An 18,201-nucleotide genomic window follows, 5' to 3' on the forward strand; every position below is an offset into this window, starting at 1 on the left:
GAACCGCACCCCTGATGAGCACCTTGACCGAGTTCACCACCCCGCTGCTGTCCGATCTGGACCCGGCCTGGAATGTCACGGACATCCTGCTGGAACGTGTCCGGGCCACCCCGGACCGCCCGGTGTACGCGGTGCATGACACTGCCCGGAAGAGCACCGCCCAGAACAGCGGCACCGCCCGGCCGGCCGGTGAGCTGGACGGCTGGAGCACCCTGAGCGCCGAGGAGTTCCTGCGCAGGGTCCGCGCCCTGTCGAAGGGACTCATCGCGGGCGGCCTGGAGCCGGGCGACGCCGTGGCCGTCATGTCCCGCACCCGCTTCGAGTGGACCCTGGCCGACTTCGCCATCTGGCATGCCGGCGGTGTGACCGTGCCGATCTACGAGACCTCCTCGGCCAGCCAGATCGAATGGATCCTGGAGGACTCCGGGGCCCGGCGGGTCTTCGTCGAGGACGCCGCGAAGGCGGAACTCGTGACCGCGGTCGCGGAGGGCTCGGAGCTGCTGGGCAGCACTCCCCTGCAGGTCATCAGAATGGACGACGGCGGGGCGCTCCCCACGCTGCAGAGCGTCGCCAATGCGGGAACCGGCGTCTCCGACGCCGAGCTGGAGCGGCACCGCAGCGCCGCGTCCCTCGCGGACACTGCCTCGATCGTCTACACCTCCGGCACCACCGGAAAGCCGAAGGGCTGCGAGATCAGCCACGGCAACTTCGCCCTGGTGGCGGAGAACATCGTGCCCACGCTGGGCGAGTTCACGCTCGCCCCAGGCGCCCGCACCCTGATGTTCCTGCCGCTGGCCCACGTCCTGGCGCGCGCCGTGCAGGTCATCTGCCTGCACGCCGGGATTCTGGTGGGGCACAGCAGCTCGGCCGCGGAACTCATGACGGACATGCAGACCCTGAAGCCCACCTTCCTGCTCGCTGTGCCGCGGATCTTCGAGAAGGTCCTGGCCGGAGCCGAGCAGAAGGCCGTGTCCTCCGGGAAGGGGAGGCTGTTCCAGCAGGCGTTCAGCACCGCCGTCGACTTCGCCCGTGCCACCCAGCAGCGGGAGCAGGGCCACGGAGACGGCCCGGGGCTCGCACTCCGGCTGCGGCACCGGGTCTTCGACCGGCTTCTCTACCCCAGGGTCCGTGCGGCCTTCGGCGGCCGGATCACCCACACCGTCTCCGGCGCCAGTGTGCTGAACCGGCACGAGTCGGAGTTCTTCCTGGGTGCCGGGATCCCCATTCTGGAGGGTTACGGCCTGACGGAGACCACCGCCCCGGCCGCCGTGAACCTGCCGGCCCGCAACCGCCTCGGCACCGTGGGTCTGCCCATCCCCGGCACGTCCGTGCGGATCGCGGAGGACGGGGAGGTGCTCATCAAGGGCATCGGTGTCTTCAAGGGCTACCACAACAACCCGCAGGCGGACTTCGACGCCTTCGTGGACGGCTGGTTCGCCACGGGTGATCTGGGCTCCCTGGACGCTGACGGATACCTGACCATCACGGGCCGCAAGAAGGACCTGATCGTCACGGCCGGTGGGAAGAACGTGGCGCCGGAACCGCTCGAGGAGACCATCCGGCAGAACCCCCTGGTGGAGCACGTGGTGGTCATCGGGGAAGGCAGGCCGTTCGTGTCCGCCCTGATCGCCCTGGACCCGGAGGGCGTCACCGCCTGGGGCGGGCAGCACGGCCATCCGGACCTCACCCCGGCCCAGGCCGCGGAACTGCCCGCGGTGCGCGAGTCCCTGCAGCACTCCGTGGACCAGGCCAACACCCAGGTCTCCAAGGCGGAGAGCATCCGCAAGTTCGCCGTCCTGGACGCCGAACTGTCTGTGGACTCTGGGCACCTGACCCCGTCGCTGAAGCTGCGGCGCGACGCCGTCGTCACCGACTTCTCCACCGAGATCGAACGGCTCTACGCCAAGTAGCCGCCCGCCGCGCAGGGCCGCCTGGCCCGGAACGACGAAGGAGCCCGCCCCGTGACCGGGGCGGGCTCCTTGTTCAAGGACAGGTGACGCTCACTCCCCCGCGACGGCGGCCTGCTGGGCTGCCAGCCGCTCGGCGATGACCGTCTTGCGGGCCTCACGGCGCCGCTTGGTGGGCCAGGTGACGATCAGGGTCACCAAAGCGGTCAGGAACACCAGACCGCCGATGGTGGCGGCGGCGTCCATCCAGAACTGGCCCGGGAACAGCCGGATCAGCGTGTCCTGCAAGGAGAACGTCCACGTGCCGTTGGCGAAGAAGATCTCGTGGAAGTCCGTGAAGAAGCGGTCCCAGCCCAGGAAGCCCAGCACGCCGAGCGTCAGGATCAGCACCAGCGTCACGATCGAGGCGGAGAAGAAGGCGTGACGGAGGGAACCGTCCCGGCGGCTGCCCAGGTACCAGATGGCGATGACGGCCAGGACGGCCAGGAAGCCGCCGACCGTCCACGTGGTCATGGTGACGGCCTTGACGTCCGCCATATGGGAGATCTCCGCGTCCCGGAACAGCTTGGACCCGCTGGCGGTGACCAGGTCACCGAGGTAACGCGGTCCGGAGAAGTTGCTCAGGTAGTCCACCGCGTAGGAGCCGTACGTGATGCGGTCCTCCTGGCTGAAGCCGTAGCCGTCCGCCGGGAACCCCGGGCGGATGTACTCGAGCCACAGGAAGAGCGGAGTGGCCACCACGCGGACCGCGGTGATCAGCAGCAGGAGGGGCAGGAAGACCGCGGAGAGCACCTTGACCACCCGGGGACCGACCGGTTTGGCCGCCAAGGCTGCGTCCCGCGCGGCCTGACGGCGCTGCACCTCGTCCTCGGGCCCTCTGAGGCTGAGAGCGCTCGTGGGGAGCTTCTCCTGATGAGGCGTCGGCGTCCCGGACACGGCCGGGTCCTCCGGATGCGCGACGGCGGGCACGCCGCCCTCTTCGCCGGCGGCCGGCGCCTCGTCCGCGAGGAACTGCGGACTGTCATCCGCCAAGGGGACCTTGGGCGAACGGGCCGCCGCGCCGTCGTCGTCGGGTGCCTGCTCCCCCGGGCTCTGAACACCGGAGTCCCGGGGGTCTGAAGCCTCGCCGTCAGGGTCGGCGTCGCCGGAGGGCGAGTCACCGGAGGGCGAGTCACCGGAGGGCAAGTCACCGGAGGGCAAGTCACCGGAGGCCTTGGCACCCTTCATCCAGTCGAACGCGGGTTCCTCGGAATCTTGGGCGGCGTCCCACTCGGGTTCGTTCGGATTCTTCTCGCTCACGGTCTTCCACTTCTCGTCCGGCCTGTCCATCAGGCTGCAAGGGGCACTTGGTTCTTGAGTAAAAGTACCCGGCAACCCTGTCAAGAAGAGGCAAGCCGGCGGCGTGGTCGCTGATCAGTGGCCGGATTGTTGCGTGAGCGTTATGCACCGAAGGGGCGGGTGTCTCCACCCGCCCCTTCAGGGATCACTTGACCACGGTGCCGTACTGGGCCCACGGGATGTTCCAGTCGCCGTAGCCTTCGTCCGGCCGGATGGGCGGGCCTGCAGTGTTCTTGAAGCGGACCACATCGCCGGGCTTCATATTGGTGAAGAACCAGTCCGCGTCGGCCGGGAGCAGACCCACACAACCGTGGGAGATGTTGCGCTGTCCGATGGCCTGGACACCGCCGTCCAGGACCTGGTGGACGTACACGCCGCTCCAGGTCAGACGGTTGGCGTAATTCACATCGGTGGGCTTGTAGTACCGCGGGTCGCCCGGCTTCAGGCCGATGCTCTCCGCGGTGAAGTGGGAGACCCGCTGCTGCTCGAGGATCACGGTGTCACCGGAAGGCGACGGCATGTCGTCCGCGCCGGTGCTGACCGGCGCCGAGTGCACCACCTTGCCGTCCTCGTAGACGTTCATCGTGAGGGCCTCGCCGTCCACCACGGCCACCCTCTGCGGACCGACCTTGAAGGTGCTCGTCTTGGCGAAGTTGCCGATCTGACCATTGCCGAACGGCACACCGAACAGCTGCTGGTCCAGGGTCACGGTGCTGCCGGAGGCCCACAGGGTCTCCGGACGGATGCGCACCAGGGTGTCCGAGTACCAGTGCCACTTGACCTTCTGCCCCGCACTCGAGGTGACGGTCACGGCCTTCTCGATCCCGGCCTTGAACTGATCGCCCACCGGCTCGGAGAAGGTCAGCTGAATCGGCTGGCCGGCGCCGATGGTGTCGCCGAGGGTGCCGACCAGAAGTGTGGTGTCCGCCTCGTTCTTGGTGACCACGGTGGTGAAGCTGCTGCTCTTGGCCACGGCGTCCCCGTGTTCGTCCACGGCGCTGTAGCTCAGCGTGTACTTCGTGTTGAACGCGAGCTTGGCCGTGGCCTTCCACGTGGTGTTCCCGGAACCGTAGCTGCCGGCCACCGGGGTGCCGCCCGCGGGGACCAGCCGCACGTCCTTGAGAGTGCCGTACAACGCGCTGATCACGGGCGCCGTCACCGGGTTGACCTCCTTGGCACCGTCCACGGGCTCGACGCTCAGCTGGACGGGCTTGGCGGGGGCCTGCGTGGTGGGGGCGGCGGACGGCCCGGCCAGGAAGGTCGTCTTGCCGAGCCACTGGGGCGCGGTGAGAGCGCCGATGCCGCCCAACACGATGACGGCCCCGAGAATGCAGAGACCGACGATCTTGCCGACGCGGCCCTTGCGAGGACTGGAGTTCATGGATTCCCCCGGAGAGGGTGGTCCGGGCGCCCGGACACACCTCGATGGTCAGTGGTTTCTATCAGACCATTTTAGAACGGCCGTGGCCCCCGTCCCGACGAGGAACAGGGGCCACGACGCGACTCAGTACCGGTAGTGATCCGGCTTGAACGGGCCGGCCACGTCCACGTCCAGGTACTCGGCCTGTTCCTTGGAGAGCTCGGTCAGCTCCACACCCAGGGCGTCCAGGTGGAGGCGGGCCACCTTCTCGTCCAGGATCTTCGGCAGCACGTAGACCTGGTTCTCGTACTCGCGCTCACCCTCCGGCTGGTCCTTCTTGGTCCAGAGCTCGATCTGGGCGATCGTCTGGTTGCTGAAGGAGTTGCTCATGACGAAGGACGGGTGGCCCGTGGCGTTGCCCAGGTTCAGGAGGCGGCCTTCGGAGAGCACGATGATGGAGCGCTCGTTCTCCGTGCCGGAGTCGAAGACCCACTCGTGGACCTGCGGCTTGATCTCCACGCGCTTCACGCCGCGGATGCGGGCCAGGCCGGCCATGTCGATCTCGTTGTCGAAGTGGCCGATGTTGCCCACGATGGCCTTGTCCTTCATCCCGGCCATGTCGGAGGCCATGATGACGTCCTTGTTGCCGGTGGTGGTGATGAAGAGGTCACCCTCGGTCAGGACGTTCTCCAGCTTCGCCACCTGGTAGCCGTCCATGGCGGCCTGCAACGCACAGATCGGGTCGATCTCGGTGACGATCACGCGGGCGCCCTGGCCGCGCATGGCCTCCGCGGCGCCCTTTCCGACGTCGCCGTAGCCGCAGACGACGGCGACCTTGCCGCCGATCAGGACGTCGGTGGCGCGGTTGATGCCGTCCGGGAGGGAGTGGCGGATGCCGTACTTGTTGTCGAACTTGCTCTTGGTCACCGAGTCGTTGACGTTGATGGCCGGGAAGAGCAGGCGGCCCTGCTCGGCGAGCTGGTACAGGCGGTGCACGCCCGTGGTGGTCTCCTCCGTGACGCCCTTGATGCGGGCGGCCAGGCGGGTGAACTTCTGCGGGTCGGCGGCCAGGGAGGCGCGCAGGACGTCCAGGATGATCCGGTACTCCTCCGGGTCCTCCTCGGTGGCGCCCGGGACAGCGCCGGCGGCCTCGAACTCCACACCCTTGTGCAGCAGGAGGGTGGCGTCGCCGCCGTCGTCCAGGATCATGTTGGGGCCCAGCTCGGGGTTCGTCTCGGCGCCCGGCCAGGTGAGGATCTGCTCGGCCGTCCACCAGTACTCCTGAAGGGTCTCACCCTTCCAGGCGAAGACCGGGACGCCCTGGGGATCCTCCGGGGTTCCGGTGCCCACCACGATGGCGGCGGCGGCCTCGTCCTGGGTGGAGAAGATGTTGCAGCTGGCCCAGCGGACCTCGGCGCCCAGGGCGGTGAGGGTCTCGATCAGAACGGCGGTCTGGACCGTCATGTGCAGGGAGCCGGCGATGCGGGCGCCCTTGAGCGGCTGGCTCTCGCCGAACTCGGCACGCAGCGCCATGAGACCGGGCATCTCGTGCTCGGCCAGGCGGATCTGGTGGCGGCCGGCCTCGGCCAGGGAGATGTCGGCGATCTTGTAATCGAACGTCATGGGGCGGTCTTTCCGTTCTGCGTCAGCGGGGTGGTGAAGTATCGGGAGGCTCAGTCGGCGGAGCGGGAGGCGTCGCGCAGGGCGTCCGGAAGCAGCAGGGGGATGCCGTCCTCGATCGGGTAGCGGGGGGCATCGGCCCCGGTCCCGGCGACCAGCTCACCGCCCTCCTGGTGCAGCGGTTCCCCGTTCTCGGGGCTGCGCAGGATGCTCAACAGCTCAGGTCTCAGCAAGGACATGTGTCGCTCCAAAAAATCATCGGCCATGCCACGTCGGCAAGGCGGCCAGTCCCAGACTACCCGCCGGACGGCTCAGGACCCGAGGCGATGACGGCCGGAGAGGCCTCTCAGAAGACCAGGGATCAGGGCTCGCGCAGGGCGCGCAGGTGACCTCGCCGCGTGCCCTCGGCACCGGCCGGGGGTTCCAGCAGCGGCGGGCGCAGACGCTGCGGAATGACGGCGTCGTCGATCGATTCCGGGGCGTCCGGGCGCTCCTCGCGCACGGCGTCCGCCAGCGCGGACAGTTCGTCCCCTTCCGGGCGCACCAAGCGCCGCTCCGTGTCCGCGGTGCCCGGGAGGGCGATGCGCAGCACTTCCCAGCCGCGCGGGACGGTCAGGCGCTGGGCGTGCTGGACGCAGAGGTCGTAGCTGTGGGGCTCGGGGTAGACGGCCAACGGGCCCAGAACCGCGGTCGAATCCGCGTACACGTACGTCAACGTCGCCATCGCCGCTTCACGGCAGGCCGAACGCGAACACATCCTCAGGGCACCCACAACGCACCAGAGTACCGCGTCCGCCGGCCATTTCGGCGCAAGGGCTCCCTCAGGTCTAGAGTCGATGCATGCGGTCCGGTCCAGACGTCCCTTCGTCCAGCTTCTCCTTCCCGGAGGACGGCAGCGGCGCGGCCTCCCGGCGGGACTTCCGGCACCGCCGCCGCAACCGCCATGGGCGCGGGTTCCGCGGCGACGTCTTCCTCCCCACCCTGCCCGGGTACCGGACCCGCTCCGACCGTTTCGACGACATGGTCCTGGACACCGCGGAGCGCCTGCACGATTTGCAGGGCAAGATCCTGGACGGCGTGCTGTTCGCGGTGGAGGAGATCCCCCCGGGCCTTGAGGAGCTCCTGGCGAACGGCCTTCCGGCGCCCCTCGGGAACAGCACCCCCGCGCTCGGCGAGGAACCGGCCCGCGTGACGGTCTACCGGCGCGTGGTGGAGCAGAACTGCCCGGTCAAGGAGCAGCTCCCGGACCTGGTCCACGATGTGGTGGTGGAGCACACCGCCCAGTTGCTCGGAGTGGCCCCGGAGACCTTGGACCCGTACTACCACCGGGGGTTCTGAGACGCTGAGCGCCCGCTGAACCACGCCGCGAGCGCGGTGCGGTTCCCCACCTCGGCCTTCGCCATCGCCCGGCCCACGTGGTTCTCCACGGTCCGCTCCGAGAGCACCAGCCGGTGGGCGATCGCGGCGTTGCTCAGGCCATCGGCCACGAGTGCGGCCACCTCGGTCTCACGCGGTGTCAGGTCTCCCGGGCTGCGGGCATCCACGGCGCGGAGCTCGTCCGCGGCGTCGGCGAATGCCAGCCGCTCCCCCGCCGCCCACAGGGCGTCCACCTCGGCCGCAGGCAGGGCACGCAGCGCCGTCTCCCGGATCAGGGCCATGTCCTTCATGGTCACCGGGTGGTACCTCCCGCCGGCCCCTTGACGGCGGCTCGCGGACCCGGCCGCCCGCAGTGCCGCGCGGAGATCCTGAGTCAGCGCCAGGGAGGCGAGACGACCCAGGGCGATCCCCATGAGCGAGATGTCGCCGATCCGCCGGAACCGGTCGATGGCGTCGAACAGGCGGCGCCGGGCCGCCGTCGTCCGTCCCAGTTCTGACACCGCCAGCCCCGCATAGGTCTGGATCTGTCCCTGTGACCACACGTCGCCGGCCTCCTCCGCCAGGCTGAGCGCCCTCTCCAGCACGGCCAGCCCCTCCTCATTCCGCCCGGCGAGAACCAGGCCGGTCCCCCGGGTGCCGATGGCCCGTGACTGCCCCGCCACGTCGCCGAGCGCCACATACCTCTCGAGCGCCCGGGCGCCGGAGTCCCGGGAAGCATCGAAGTGACCGGCCAGGAAATTCGCGACGGCGCCGAAGAAGTGGGCGGAGGCGGCCGCGTCCCCGTCCGCTGGGAGCAACCGGAGCGCCTCCGCGAGGGCCTCCAGGGCGTCCTCCCAGCGCTGGTTGCTGATCAGCATCCAGACCCGCGTGAGCAGCACGGCACCGCGCGCCTCGTCCGGGTCCGGCCGCGCCGTGAGGAAGCGGCCGGTCCGTTGCAGGCATTCGTCCTGCGCCACCCGGAACCAGAGCTCGCCCGTGGCCGCCAGCAGCTCCATGCCACGGCGCACGTCCGCCGCCAGGGCGTGGTCCAGGGCCGTACGGAGTTCTGGGAGCAGGTCCGTCGCGGAAGCGTACCCGGAGCGCTGCATCACCGACGGGTAGACGCCGGAGCCGAAGCGGCGGTGCAGCCAGTTCAGGTGACGGTCCCGTGCGGCGGCGAGTTCCCCGGGCGCGGCCATGCGGGAACGGGCGAAATCACGCACACTCTCGAGTTCGCGGAACCTCGTGGCCCCGCGGTCCGTGGACGTCTGGAGCAGCGAACGGGACACCAGATCCTCCAGATCGGACAGGGTGGCGCCCGCCACATCGGCCGCCGACGACGCGGAGAACGGGCTCGCGAACACCGAGGCGTTCACCAGCACGGAGGCCAGGTGCGGGCTCAGCTCCCGGGTGCTCGCCTCGATGCAGGCCGTCAGCGTCCGGTGCCGCTCCGGGTTCGCACTGTTCACGCCGAGCGCCTCGAAGGAGCCTTCCAGGAGCGGCAGCATCTCCCCTGGTGTCAGGACCTTCATGCGCGCCGCCGCCAGCTCCAGCGCCAGCGGGAGCCTGTCGAGGCGGCGGCAGAGCTCCCGCGCCGCGCTCCGCGCACCCTCATCATCGGGGAAGGCGGGGCGCACCGACCGGGCACGGTCCCAGAACAGCCGCTCGGCGTCGTCGTCGCTGAGCGGACCCACCAGCACCAGATGCTCACCGACGACGCCGGCCGGCCGGCGGCTGGTGAGCATCAGGGTCACGGACTCCACCTGGGTCAGGACCACCGTGGCGAACTCCGTCACCGGCGCCAGGACGTCCTCCGCGTTGTCCAGGACCAGGAGCCTCGGCTCACCGGAATCCAGCCACCACGCAACCTCGGACAGCGCCCCTGGGCCCGTGGCGCCGCGCAGCCCGGCGGCCTCTGACACGGCCGGAGCGATCGGTGCGCCGTCCGGAAGCCCGGTCAGGTCCACGTAGACCACCCTCCGCCGGTCCTGCCGGGCGGCCTCGATGGCCAGGCGGGTCTTCCCGGAACCGCCCGGCCCGGTCAGGGTCACCAGGCGGTACCCGGCGAGGGCGCCGAGCACGGCGCGCACCTCTCCGTCCCGCCCGATGAAGCGGCTGACAGGCGCCGGAATCCGTCCGGTGGGGAGCGTCCCGCTGCTCATGCCCCCAGTATCCGGCCCGGAACGGACCGCGTCCATGGATCTGAGTGGCGCTTGAGTACCGCCCAGGTGGTTCCCCCGACGCGGGAGGGAGGCCTGCGCGCGAGGCTGAAGACATCAGAGGGCACCACCGGAGGAGGCAACCGTCATGAACACTTTCGACGCCGACGTCGTCATGGTCGGAGGAGGCCCCAGCGGGCTGGCCGCCGCGTGCGCCCTGGCACCGCATGGCCGGTCCGCGGTGATCGTGGACGAGGCGCTGGACCACACGCTGGCGTCCCGGGCCCCGACCGTCCACGCCGGGACGCTCGGTGTGCTGGCGCGGATCGGGTGCGCCGAGGAACTGATCGCGGAGGGGACACGCGCCGGCACGTTCCGGATGCGCAACCGCACCACCGTCCTCACCACACAGCCGATGCACAGCCTGCCCGGCCCGTACCGCTTCGCGGTGATCATCCCCCAGCACCGCACCGAGGCGATCCTGCGGGCCCGTGCCGAGACGCTCGGGGTCCGCTTCGTGAAAGGGCGGGCGAGCGGCGTGGTGCAGGACGGGACCGGGGTGCGGATCCTGCTCGACGGCGGCGGGGTGGTCACCGGGCGCTTCCTGGTGGCCGCGGACGGCATGAGGAGCACCATCCGCCAGGCTGTGGGCATACCCTACCCGGAGACCGCCGCGTCACGGGGCGACCGTGAACCGATGCTGATCGCGGACGTCCGTCCTGGCCAGGTGCCCGAGGAGCCTGTCATCGTCATGAGCAGCGGGGCCCTGGTCCTGCTGCCCCTGCCCGGCGGGATTCTCCGCATCATCATGAACGCCGCCCCGGAGGCCGGAGTATCCGATCTGGAGATCCTGCGGCGTGAGTTCCTGGCCCGCCGGCCGAAAGGGATGGACTTCGAGGTGGGTGAGGTGGTGTGGTTGTCGCGATTCAACGTCACCCACCGATTGGCGGATACCTTCCGCTCGGGCCGGGTGCTGCTGGCGGGCGACGCCGGTCACGTGCACAGTCCGGCGGGCGGCCAGGGCATGAACCTCGGTATCCGGGACGGCGTGTACGCGGCGGAGGCCCTGGACCGGTCCCTGCGCGCGGAGGAGCGCGGAGAGCCGTGGGAGGCGCCCCTGGACGCCTATGCCCAGGACCGTCGGGAGGCGGCCGCGGCCGTGATCGGCCTGACGAACAGGATGATGTCCATGCTCATGGCGCCACCGGTGGCACGGCCTCTGCGCGATCTGATGCTGTGGACGCTCTCCCACACCGCAGCGCCCCGGAAGCAGGCCCTGGCGCTGTCCGGGCTGCTGGACACGGGACCAGTGTTCGTCGACGCACCGGCCGGGGCGATGACGAACAGCTGAGCCGGGCCGCCGAGCCGAGCCGCCGAGTCGAACCCCCGCAGCCCCTCCGCTGAAACAGTGGGTTTCCGTTGAGACAGTGGTTTAAACCCACTGTCTCAACGGAAACCCACTGTTTCACGGGACGTCCCGGAGGAGTCCTTGTACCAAGAGTGCCTCAGTGCCCCAGACGCACCGGGAGGCTGTCCAGGCCGGCGCTGGAGGCTGGGGCGGCCACCACGCTCACCCCGGTCCCCTTGTCCTGGGTCTGAACCAGGGAGACGTAGGCCGGGTCGCCCGAGGCGGAGAGCAGGTAGCCGACCACGGGGGAACCCCCGGCCGATGCCGGGACGTCCGCCGTGGTGGTGGTTCCCGCGGCCAGCGTGACCTTCGCCGCCTGCTGCACGGCGCCGTCGGCCGTGATGGGACGGTAACTGACCTCCGCGGTGCCGCGAGGTGCACCGAACTCCAGGATGGAGCCGCCGCCCGCCGGCACGCCGATCAGCTGCGAGGTGCCGATCGCGGGGGTCGAGGGGGCCCAGGCGAAGTCAGTGGGCTTCTTGGCATCGGTGCCACGCACCACCCTGGCCGACGCCAGCACGGACGCGTCCGAGGTCACGGACACCGTGTAGTCGCCGTCCGGCAGGCTGTTCAAGGGCACCAGGGACACCGTCCCGGCCGGAACGTTCACCACCCCTTGCGCCAGAGCCTGCTGGCCGCTCTTGCCGTAGACCTTCAGCTGCACCACGGCGTCCTGCTCCCCCGGAACGGCCAGTGCCAGTGCCGGGACGGCGTCCTCGAAACCACTCCCCAGGCGTCCCGCTGCCGCGTTCCCTGACAGGGACAGGCCGGTGACCACCTGGCTGGTGCCGGGGTGGGCCGTGGGAGCGATGAAGTCGACGCCGCCAGGGGTGAGGCCACGCAGCACACTCTGCTGGATGGTCGCCGCCACCGGGCCGCCCGTGCTCATGACGTGCACGGCCAGGGCGTTCTGCTCCGGCGCCAGACCGGCGAGCACCAGGGAGCGGGACTGACCTGGGGCGATCGAAAGGCCACGGCTTCCCGGCGCCTTGATCTGGCCCTTGTCGCCGAAGAGCTCCAGGTTGACGGTGGCGGCCGTTGTGCCGGGGTTGGACAGGTTCAGCACCGCGGTCCGGCCCACCTGCGTGGACGCGCCGAGGAGCCACGCGTCACTGCTGGGGGCCAGGCAGCTCGCCGCCGCCAGGCCCTGGAGGTCACCGTCGCCGGCCGTGTAGGAGAGGACCGCGGTTCCCTGTGTGGCCTGTCCGTCCAGGGTCCCGGACTGCAGCACCTGGCCCGCGGCGGGCGCCTGGTCCGGCGCGATCACGGCCTTCTGGTCCGGCAGCCCAGAGGCGGCGCCGTCCGTGGCAGGGCTGGCTTTGCTGAGTTCCCTCAGGCTGTTCCCGTCCAGGCCGCGGATCCGGCTCGCCGGGGTCCGGCCGTCGGGCGCGGTGAGCGTCAGACCCCGGAACACCGAGCTCGCGCTGCTCGATTCAGGGCTGAACTGGGCGTCCGTCCCGTCCCCGCTCCCGGCAACGAGCCGCGGCGGAGCCGGGCAGACGGACAGCGAGTCGCCGGCCGGCACCGCCACGGATGCCTGCGGCACGGGCCCGCCGGAGGACCTCGGCGCGAGGCTGCCCAGGGCCGCCACCGCGGCCACGAGGGCCACAGACGCCACGCCGGCGGTCCCTCCGGCCACGGCCTTCGCGATCACGCGGGCCTTACGGGGGTCTTTGACAGGGGTCGTTTCACTCATCGTCCGGCCTTCCTCAGGCTCGCCTCGTCACGGACCATCCTCACCTTGCCGGGCCGTTCGGGAATGGGTACCGCCAGGAGTGCGGTCAGCAGGAACACCACCAAGGGCACCAGCTGCAGCGCGGGCGTCCACGCGTTCCCGTGCGTCACCACCAGGTGGCCGCCCGCAGCGGGCAGCTCGAAGGACTGCTGCCAGCCCACCGTGCCCGGCGTCAGCGTCTTCCCATCCAGGGTTGCGCTCCACTCGGGGTCGCTGCGCTCCGCGAGCACCAGCTTCCGCCCGGCCGCGCCGGGGGCCAGCTGCGTGTCCACGCCCACGGGCCCGCCGGGGAGCTGACGCTCCACTGCACCGGCGGCGGTCAGGACGCGGACCCGGTTCACCGTGTCGGAGTCCTTCAGCGGCGGCTGGTCCATGTCCCGGACGCGCCAGAGCCATCCCGCGTCGGTGGGCCCGACGGCGGCGAGGCCCGGCACGGCGTCGATGCGGCTGGCGGTCAGCTGCGCGGCGTCGTCGTTGCCCTTGAACACCACGAACCCGGCGCCGAGCTTCTCCAGCTGCGGGCGCGGATCCACGCCCTGACCGGCCACGATGGTGGCGACAGCGGTGCGCAGCGATGCCGTTGCGTCGTCGTCCGCGGCGAGCGCGCCGGTGCCGGGCCTGATGGTCTGGGCGCCGGCGATCGCGGAGAGCGAGTCGAGTGTGGTCCCGGAACCGCGCACCAGGGCGCCCGCGTAGCCGCCGCCGTTCAGCTCGGTCACCACGAGGGTGCGTGTCTGCTCGGGTCCGCGTCCGCGGTCCACCGCGGTGGCGGGGATGCGTGGGGCGGTGTCGGTGTGAATCAGTCGGGCGGCGCCGTACTGGTCACCCTTCGCTGCCGGGCCGATGCCGAGATTGCCGGTCAGCCAGCTCCAGGAGCCGATCGCCGGTCCAAGGAGGACCACCAGGGTCACCACGGACACCAGTGCCATGCGCCAGGGCGCCCGGCGGTGCTCGGCGGCCCGGCGGCGCTGCAGCGCACGGTCAGCACCCGCGACGGCCGCCAGCAGCAGAGCGCAGAAGGCCACCGAGACCGCAGGGCCGGAGAAGGCCGGCACCACGACGTCGCCGTCGGCCGCTGCCGGGATGCCCGCCAGGGCCCAGCCCGCGGCCAGGAACACCGCGGCCGCGAAGAGCGCCAGCATGGAGACCCGTCCGCGGCGTCCCGGGACCAAGGCGCCCCAGACGGCCAGGAGAAGCACCGGCGCGGCGATGACGATCGCCAGGACCAGCGCCCACGGGACACCCGCCGGGAGCCAGCCGAAGCCGGGCACCGCGGCCTGTGCGGGGAACGCGAGAGGCTGTCCCAGGAGCTGCTGCCACAGCGGCGCCGCCTGGAATCCGAGCGGCAGGCCAGGGTCCCCGAGGAGCGCCACCGGACGTGTCAGGGCCGCGACGGCGAACGGCAGGAAGAGGGCCACCGGCGGCACCAGGGTCCACCAGAGGGTTCGCCCACGGCGGCCGAGCAGCAGGGCGAACACGAGCACCAGGATCAGCGACGGAAGCAGCAGCGCCGGAGCACTGGCCGTCAGCGCGGCCAGCAGGAGCCCGGCCCATGCGGCCGCGGTCCAGGAGACGGTGCCTCCCACGCCGGCCTTGCCGGGCAGCGGGCCCTGCGGCAGGGCGAGTCCCGCTTCCACGGCCTCCGCCCGGCGGTCGCGGGCCGATCCGGTGGCGCGGATGAGAGCCAGGAACGCCCAGGGGGCGATCACGTGCACCAGGACGGCGCCCAGGCGGCCCTGGTTCAGGCCGACGAACAGGACAGGGGCGGTTCCCCACAGGAGTGCCGCCAGGAACCAGGTACGACGGCGGCGGCTCACGGCCGCGGCCAGGAACCAGGCGCCGGCGGCGGCGAGGGGCATGGCGGCGAGCAGGGTCGACTGCACCACGGAGGCGGTCTGACCGCCGTTGAGGACGGCGAGGAGCCACAGGACGTATCCGAACGGGTCTCCGTGCCCGGAGTATCCGGCTTGCAGCGTGATCCAGGTCCGGCCGGCGTTGTCCCACACCTCGCCGAGGCGGTCCGAGAGCGGCAGGAGTGCCCCGCCCGCCTGCGGCCCGCCCAGGACCGGGAAAAGGCCCACCAGGGCGATCGCCGCCGTGATCACGACGGCCGCGATGAGGCCCCAGCCGGCGAAGGCCCGGCCGGGCGCCGCCAGGGCGGAGAAGTCATCCTGGCTGTCGCCGCTCGGTTCGGCGGCGAGGCCGGTGGAGCTGTACGGCGCGTCCAGAAGTTCGTCCGCGCCCAAGGTCTCCATGAGGGACCTCCGGTGTGCCCAGACCTCGGCCCGCGGGGTCTGGAGGCGCTTGACCGAGCCGCGGGGGTTCCGGCGTGTCCTGGCCGCCACTTTGCGGCTCCGGGCCAGGGCCACCGGGTGGGATACGCCCCGGACCGCACCGCTGAGCTGCTGGAAGCCGTACCCGGGGTCCTTCATGGCCACCGCCATCAGGAAGCGGCCCACGGACGCCAGCAGCGTGCCGAGGACCAGGAACGGGATCTTCCACCCGGAGGCGTGCTTGAGGCGCAGATACACCTGGGAGCTGCGCGCGGCGGCCGGGGTGCCCAGGGCGTGCGGACGGTTCCGCACGTGGAACATGCGGGCCTCCGGCACGAACGCCACGTTGTTGCCGGCCAGCCAGTTGCGCCAGCAGAGGTCCACGTCGTCGCCCGTGCCGGGCAGGGCCGGGTCGAAGCCTTCGAAGGCGTCCCAGACGTCGCGGCGCACCAGCATGCCGGCGGAGTTCACGGCGAAGCGGTCACGCAGCTGGTCGTACTGGCCCTGGTCCAGTTCGTCGGCCTCGATCAGGGTGAGGCGCTCGGCCCAGGTGCTGACTGCCAGGCCGGCGTCCACCAGTTTCCGGGGCGCGTCCCAGTCGAGCTGCTTGCAGCCGGCGATGGTGACGTTGGATGAACGCTCCACCGCCTCCAGCAGGCGTTCCAGCGCATCCGGTGCCGGTGCGGCGTCGTCGTGCAGCAGCCAGACCCACTCCTGCCCGTCCGCCGCGGCCAGTCCGGTCCGCACCCGGTCCGCGAGGGCCAGCCCCGCGTGCACGGCCCGGCCGAAGCCGAGGCGGGGATGCCGGAAGAGCGTCACATTCTCATTCCCGAGGGCTTCCTCCAGAAGCCGTCCGGATCCGTCCGATGAGGCCGCATCCACTCCGATGCAGAGGTCCGCGGGACGGCTCTGCCGGGAAAGTGCGGCCAGGGTCCTGGGCAGGTAGGGACTGCCGTGGTGGGAGACCACCACGGCAGTGACCCGTGCATTGAGGTGAATCAGACTGCTCGCTTCCTGAGACGACGGCGCTCGCGCTCGGACAGTCCACCCCAGATGCCGAAACGTTCATCGTTGGACAGTGCGTACTCCAGGCACTGCTGGCGCACGGTGCACGCCGCGCAGACCTTCTTGGCGTCCCGCGTGGAGCCGCCCTTCTCCGGGAAGAACGCCTCCGGATCGGTCTGGGCGCACAGGGATTCGGCCTGCCAGCTGAGCTCGGATTCATCGCCCACCTCGCGTCCCGGGAGGATCGTGAGGATACCGGACAGGTCCGTGCCCTCCGGCCGTGCGAACAGCTCCAGCGGCGGGTCGAGTTCGTCCTCGCTGCCCTCCTCCGGAGCTTCCGGCTCGTGTGCCGTCAGGAACGCCGTGGCCTGATCCTCCAGGGACCGCGCCGTGTCCTGCCGGAAGCGCTGGGCGCCCTCCGGGTCGGCCGGGTCAAGGAACCAGTCCTCCGGGACGGCCCGGGCGGCCTGAAGGGCCGCCGGCGCCTGGTTGAAGCCTTCGTCTTGGATACGCTCTGTCTGCCCCATTGCGCCTCTCCTCGATCTGGACGACCGCCGGATGGTCGGCTTGGCGGAAGGAGTGCCCTCAGGCGTGAATCCGCGCCAGGCCTTGGCGGTCTGCAGTTACTAATTACACGCGTGTAACTAGGAGAAGGTCAAGCGGCTTGAGATAATACTCAGCACATCGGGGTTTTCCCCGGCGCGCCACGCCCGGGCTGCGAACGCCCCGACATACGAAGGATCTTACACTCGCATGACCACTGTGCTCAGGAGCCTGCTGCAAGACTTCCGCGAAGGCCGCACGCTGCCCTCCGGCGCCCCCCGTCTGACCTGGTACGGGCCGGGTGGCGAGCGGGTGGAGCTGTCCGGCAAGGTTCTGGACAACTGGGTGGCCAAGAGCGGGAATCTGCTGCAGGACGAGCTCGACGGCGGCCCCGGGGTGAGCATCTCGCTGGCACTTCCGGCGCATTGGAAGTCGTTCGTGCTGGTGCTCGCGGCCATGGACCTCGGCATGCTGGCCCGGCTGGACGGGGACGCCCTGGAGGATGCGGACATGACCGCGACGGCGGATGAAGCGCTCGTGGGGCGCGCCGGCGAGGTGGACACCCAGCTCATCGCGGTGGCCCTGGGCGCGCTCTCGCCGCGCTGGCCCGGGGAGCTGCCGTCCGGCGTCGTCGATTACGCGGGCGCCGTGCGTGGGCACGGCGACGTGTTCCAGCCGTGGATGGACGCGGACCCCACGCAGGCGGTGCTGAGCACGGGCGGCCGGGAGATCGACGACGCCGGCCTGCGCACCTTCGCGACGGAGGCCGCGGACGGCGTGCGCCTCCTGGTCCACGCCGGGGACGGCCTCCCGGCGGCCCTGGCGGCCGCCCTGGGCGCCTGGCTGGCCGGCGGCTCCGTGGTCCTGGTGCACCCGGAGGTGGACGTCACTCCCCGGCTCAGGGAGAGCGAGAAGATCAGCGCTTGACGTTGCCCTCGATCAGCTCGTGATCATGGTCGTAGCCGGGCTCCTCGTCGAGTTCCTTGTTGAAGACCAGGAAGCGGTAGGCGAAGAAGCGGACCACGGTGGCCACCACGATGCCCAGCACACCGGCCAGGAACAGCACGTTCTTGTCATCGATGTGCAGCCAGTACTTGGCCGCGGCCGTGAAGCCGGTGGAGATGGCGATGCCGATGCCGTTGATCAGCAGGAACATCACGAATTCCCGCACCACATTGGGCTGGCGGCGGTGCCGGAAGGTCCAGAAGCGGTTGGCGAGCCAGGAGAAGATCGTGGCCACGCAGCCGCTGATGAAACGGGCCTTGGCTTCGGCGCCGCTCATGGGGCCATGCATGAGCCACAGGGCCAGTCCGTTGTCGATCACGAAGGCGATCCCGCCGACTGCGCCGAACTTGGCCACTTCCCGCCAGAAGAGGGATGCCAGGCCTCTGACGCGCTCAGCGAGTTTGTTCACGATTTGGTCCTCCACGGCCTGGCTGGGTTTCACGGGGCCCGAACGGTGGGCCAGTGGTATATCTTAGCGCCGCGAAACAGTGT

The 18,201-nt window shown here is 70.6% G+C and carries 14 protein-coding genes; 4 read left to right on the forward strand and 10 right to left on the reverse strand.

Going from position 1 to position 18,201, the window contains the following annotated elements:
- Positions 1-23 precede the first annotated feature (23 nt).
- Positions 24-1,910 carry an AMP-dependent synthetase/ligase gene (locus Q9R02_RS09345; RefSeq protein WP_305996528.1) on the forward strand — a complete coding sequence of 629 codons (1,887 nt, stop codon included), beginning with the start codon at positions 24-26 and terminating at the stop codon, positions 1,908-1,910.
- 90 nt (positions 1,911-2,000) lie between these two features.
- Here Q9R02_RS09345 and Q9R02_RS09350 read toward each other — a convergent pair whose 3' ends face one another.
- From Q9R02_RS09350 to Q9R02_RS09370, 5 genes are all read right to left on the reverse strand, one after another.
- Positions 2,001-3,206 (reverse strand): TIGR01906 family membrane protein, encoded by a 1,206-nt coding sequence (locus Q9R02_RS09350; protein ID WP_305996404.1) that lies wholly within the window; start codon positions 3,204-3,206, stop codon positions 2,001-2,003.
- A gap of 184 nt (positions 3,207-3,390) precedes the next feature.
- Positions 3,391-4,626 carry a L,D-transpeptidase gene (locus Q9R02_RS09355; RefSeq protein ID WP_305996405.1) on the reverse strand — a complete coding sequence of 412 codons (1,236 nt, stop codon included), beginning with the start codon at positions 4,624-4,626 and terminating at the stop codon, positions 3,391-3,393.
- Positions 4,627-4,749: 123 nt separating this feature from the next.
- The gene (ahcY, locus tag Q9R02_RS09360; protein WP_305996406.1) at positions 4,750-6,228 is read right to left on the reverse strand and encodes an adenosylhomocysteinase; all 1,479 of its coding nucleotides are present in this window, start codon (positions 6,226-6,228) and stop codon (positions 4,750-4,752) included.
- A 50-nt stretch (positions 6,229-6,278) separates the two neighbouring features.
- Positions 6,279-6,464 carry a Trm112 family protein gene (locus Q9R02_RS09365; RefSeq protein ID WP_305996407.1) on the reverse strand — a complete coding sequence of 62 codons (186 nt, stop codon included), beginning with the start codon at positions 6,462-6,464 and terminating at the stop codon, positions 6,279-6,281.
- Between the two features lie 122 nt (positions 6,465-6,586).
- Positions 6,587-6,997, reverse strand: coding sequence for a DUF3499 domain-containing protein (locus Q9R02_RS09370; RefSeq protein WP_305996408.1), 411 nt, complete (start codon positions 6,995-6,997; stop codon positions 6,587-6,589).
- A gap of 68 nt (positions 6,998-7,065) precedes the next feature.
- Between Q9R02_RS09370 and Q9R02_RS09375 the strand changes: the two genes are divergently transcribed.
- On the forward strand, positions 7,066-7,563 hold the full coding sequence (locus Q9R02_RS09375) for a metallopeptidase family protein (protein WP_305996409.1): 498 nt from the start codon (positions 7,066-7,068) through the stop codon (positions 7,561-7,563).
- On the opposite strand, the gene Q9R02_RS09380 is transcribed toward Q9R02_RS09375, so the two are convergent.
- Positions 7,545-9,743 (reverse strand): ATP-binding protein, encoded by a 2,199-nt coding sequence (locus tag Q9R02_RS09380; RefSeq protein WP_305996410.1) that lies wholly within the window; start codon positions 9,741-9,743, stop codon positions 7,545-7,547. The two genes, Q9R02_RS09375 and Q9R02_RS09380, sit on opposite strands and share 19 nt — an antisense overlap.
- A gap of 145 nt (positions 9,744-9,888) precedes the next feature.
- Here Q9R02_RS09380 and Q9R02_RS09385 point away from each other — a divergent pair, with 145 nt between their 5' ends.
- Positions 9,889-11,091 (forward strand): FAD-dependent oxidoreductase, encoded by a 1,203-nt coding sequence (locus Q9R02_RS09385; RefSeq protein ID WP_305996411.1) that lies wholly within the window; start codon positions 9,889-9,891, stop codon positions 11,089-11,091.
- 154 nt (positions 11,092-11,245) lie between these two features.
- On the opposite strand, the gene Q9R02_RS09390 is transcribed toward Q9R02_RS09385, so the two are convergent.
- Genes Q9R02_RS09390 through Q9R02_RS09400 form a run of 3 tightly spaced genes read right to left on the reverse strand, consistent with a single transcriptional unit; the run spans position 11,246 to position 16,688 of the window.
- Positions 11,246-12,844 carry a DUF5719 family protein gene (locus Q9R02_RS09390; RefSeq protein WP_305996412.1) on the reverse strand — a complete coding sequence of 533 codons (1,599 nt, stop codon included), beginning with the start codon at positions 12,842-12,844 and terminating at the stop codon, positions 11,246-11,248.
- The gene (locus Q9R02_RS09395) at positions 12,841-16,128 is read right to left on the reverse strand and encodes a glycosyltransferase family 2 protein (RefSeq protein WP_305996413.1); all 3,288 of its coding nucleotides are present in this window, start codon (positions 16,126-16,128) and stop codon (positions 12,841-12,843) included. Before Q9R02_RS09395 ends, Q9R02_RS09390 begins: the two co-directional genes overlap by 4 nt.
- Positions 16,129-16,154: 26 nt before the next feature.
- Positions 16,155-16,688, reverse strand: coding sequence for a WhiB family transcriptional regulator (locus tag Q9R02_RS09400; RefSeq protein ID WP_305996414.1), 534 nt, complete (start codon positions 16,686-16,688; stop codon positions 16,155-16,157).
- 226 nt (positions 16,689-16,914) lie between these two features.
- On the opposite strand from Q9R02_RS09400, the gene Q9R02_RS09405 reads away from it, so the two are divergent.
- Positions 16,915-17,631 (forward strand): TIGR03089 family protein, encoded by a 717-nt coding sequence (locus Q9R02_RS09405; protein ID WP_305996415.1) that lies wholly within the window; start codon positions 16,915-16,917, stop codon positions 17,629-17,631.
- Here Q9R02_RS09405 and Q9R02_RS09410 read toward each other — a convergent pair.
- A complete protein-coding gene (locus tag Q9R02_RS09410; RefSeq protein ID WP_305996529.1) occupies positions 17,621-18,121 on the reverse strand; it encodes a GtrA family protein in 501 nt (166 codons plus the stop codon). The genes Q9R02_RS09405 and Q9R02_RS09410 overlap by 11 nt on opposite strands.
- Positions 18,122-18,201 lie beyond the last annotated feature (80 nt).

The organism is Arthrobacter horti, from assembly GCF_030731045.1.
GTDB lineage: Bacteria > Actinomycetota > Actinomycetes > Actinomycetales > Micrococcaceae > Arthrobacter_E > Arthrobacter_E nanjingensis.

What these genes read in the sequence shown, in the direction of transcription:
- Q9R02_RS09355 (WP_305996405.1), bottom strand. Translation starts at nt 4,626, where the DNA reads ATGAACTCCAGTCCTCGCAAGGGCCGCGTCGGCAAGATCGTCGGTCTC.
- ahcY (WP_305996406.1), bottom strand. Translation starts at nt 6,228, where the DNA reads ATGACGTTCGATTACAAGATCGCCGACATCTCCCTGGCCGAGGCCGGC.
- Q9R02_RS09365 (WP_305996407.1), bottom strand. Translation starts at nt 6,464, where the DNA reads ATGTCCTTGCTGAGACCTGAGCTGTTGAGCATCCTGCGCAGCCCCGAG.
- Q9R02_RS09375 (WP_305996409.1), top strand. Translation starts at nt 7,066, where the DNA reads ATGCGGTCCGGTCCAGACGTCCCTTCGTCCAGCTTCTCCTTCCCGGAG.
- Q9R02_RS09380 (WP_305996410.1), bottom strand. Translation starts at nt 9,743, where the DNA reads ATGAGCAGCGGGACGCTCCCCACCGGACGGATTCCGGCGCCTGTCAGC.
- Q9R02_RS09385 (WP_305996411.1), top strand. Translation starts at nt 9,889, where the DNA reads ATGAACACTTTCGACGCCGACGTCGTCATGGTCGGAGGAGGCCCCAGC.
- Q9R02_RS09390 (WP_305996412.1), bottom strand. Translation starts at nt 12,844, where the DNA reads ATGAGTGAAACGACCCCTGTCAAAGACCCCCGTAAGGCCCGCGTGATC.
- Q9R02_RS09400 (WP_305996414.1), bottom strand. Translation starts at nt 16,688, where the DNA reads ATGGGGCAGACAGAGCGTATCCAAGACGAAGGCTTCAACCAGGCGCCG.
- Q9R02_RS09405 (WP_305996415.1), top strand. Translation starts at nt 16,915, where the DNA reads ATGACCACTGTGCTCAGGAGCCTGCTGCAAGACTTCCGCGAAGGCCGC.